General features: G+C 54.7%; 1 protein-coding gene. It reads right to left on the bottom strand.

Annotated features, from left to right (window positions below):
• Positions 1–1,589: 1,589 nt before the first annotated feature.
• Positions 1,590–1,906: hypothetical protein (locus WBG04_RS03250; protein ID WP_424312925.1), on the bottom strand; the 317-nt coding region annotated here is incomplete at its 5' end.

Raw genomic sequence — 1,906 nt, 5'->3', positions numbered from 1 at the left:
CGGTCCAGAGATCCTTTGAAGCTAACACGATCCGGTTCGTCCGCCTGAGCGACTATCGCTCGAAGCAGGTTATATGCGATCACGTGCATCAGCAGTTCGCGGTAGATCATGTGAGGTGATTTCGTGCTTAGTATATCCATTCCCAAGCTCGTCTTGATGTTACACACCAAATTGATATCGTACTGGTTTCCCAATTTGTGACTGTACGGATTTTGGTCTGATTTCCACGCTGTCATCGAGTTTCGTTACCATTGGCGGCGTACGATCTTGGCCGGAGTACGATGTGCCGGAGAATGTGGGATTGGGGGAGCTGCGGGCTGTGTGGGTAGGGTTTTCGGGAGGCATGACCGGTAGCTCTTGATGAGCTTCCATGACGATGAAGGGCGTGTCCGGTTTGATGCGGACACGCCCTTTTTTGTGGTTACGACATCATCAGTCGCTTACCGGTTCCGGTTATCCCTCGGCAGGTTGCTCCCCAGCATTGCCTGCGTCCTTTTGGCCGAAAGTCTACGGACTTCCTGGAAGCTCGCCTGGTGGCATGTGGGTGGCCGGTTTGTTCTGGTCTGTTGTGCCGCGAGGAGGGCCGTAAGAGCACGATGTCGCTTCGGATGCGTTGAATTTGGATCCCAGATGCGAGGTGCCTTTTCCATCTCGTGTTGCCACTCGAAACAGGTTTCTGAATGTCTGAACGACTCGATGAGAAATTGGAACTTTGTTGGTGTCGATTCTGCAGAATGCCTTTTGAAATTGGCTCTGGAAAGCTGCCACAAGGCAGGCTTCTCCAGAGAAGGCCTGGTGAAGCTGTGTCAGTGTGGCGGTTTCGGGTGTGGCGTGTGCTTGCCGGTCTGGCGGGATCACCATCGACGCCCGAGACCGCAGTTCTCCGAGGTGGAGGCGGAACCGCTTGGCCCACCGGTAGGCGGTGCTCTTGGAGACCGTGCTGATTCCGGCAGCACAGGCCTCCTTGAGAGGGTGCCGTTCTGGAAGCGGGAACAGGGAGGAGATCAGATCGGACACCAATTCCGCGCTGATTGTTGAGCGGGGAACGACGTGACTCCAGTGGATGGAAAAGGTGCGACCACATCCGGCATGGTTCCGGCGGTCCGAGCAAAAGAACCTCAATGCCCGCGTCCGATCCTGAGCGTCGGAATCCGATGAGCTGCGGATAAAGCCGTGGGCCCTGATGGCCCCGGCTCTCTGACAATGGGGACAAGGTTCTGAAAGCACTGCTGCACGGAAGTTCAGAAACTCGCATCCGGCCAAGTCGACATGGGGAATAAATCGATACATGAAGATCCAGAGTATCAGAGTGCGCGGCCATCAGAGTTCCGGAAAGAGAAGAGAAGAATCACGTCCATTACCGAATTGCCGCTGTCTTTTGGTTGGAAGGTGTCGATGTCAATTCGGTCGATTTCATCATGAAAACCCGACCAGAGGGTGGGAATTCACAGTTAGTCGTGGAACGCCTGAGCAGCCTGCAATCATGGCTGGCGGGGAGTCGATACTAGATTCGTGGTGTCAGTGCGAAGGCTCGGCACGATCTCAAAGAGGTGATGAGCGTCCCGAAAACACGTTTAGAGAGTGGGAGTTCACAGGGGAACTAGTTCGGACTTCTCCTTCTCCTGTTTATCGAGGTTAGCCAGCTCGGTCCGCGCCACGCTCATGATTTTCGTTTTGAGGCTTCGCCAGGTCTTCTTTCTGTTGACGGTCAGCCGGGCGTAATATACGCCCCCCCTGGCGTGACGATACAGGTGTTGGTAACGTGTTGCTGTCCAGGTGTTGGCGTTTTTGCTCATGACGGTGAGGAATTTCGCTCTACGTGTATAAAAACCAAGGAGCTTCTGTTGAGGGATTTGTAAGTCGCTGACGGTCAACGTCGCGGCGGAGTAGCCAAGTGGTAAGGCAT

It is taken from the genome of Haloferula sp., assembly GCF_049672945.1.
Lineage (GTDB): Bacteria > Verrucomicrobiota > Verrucomicrobiia > Verrucomicrobiales > Akkermansiaceae > Haloferula.
The sequence above is the reverse complement of the archived record's forward strand: the minus strand, read 5'-3'. Positions and strand labels throughout refer to the sequence as shown.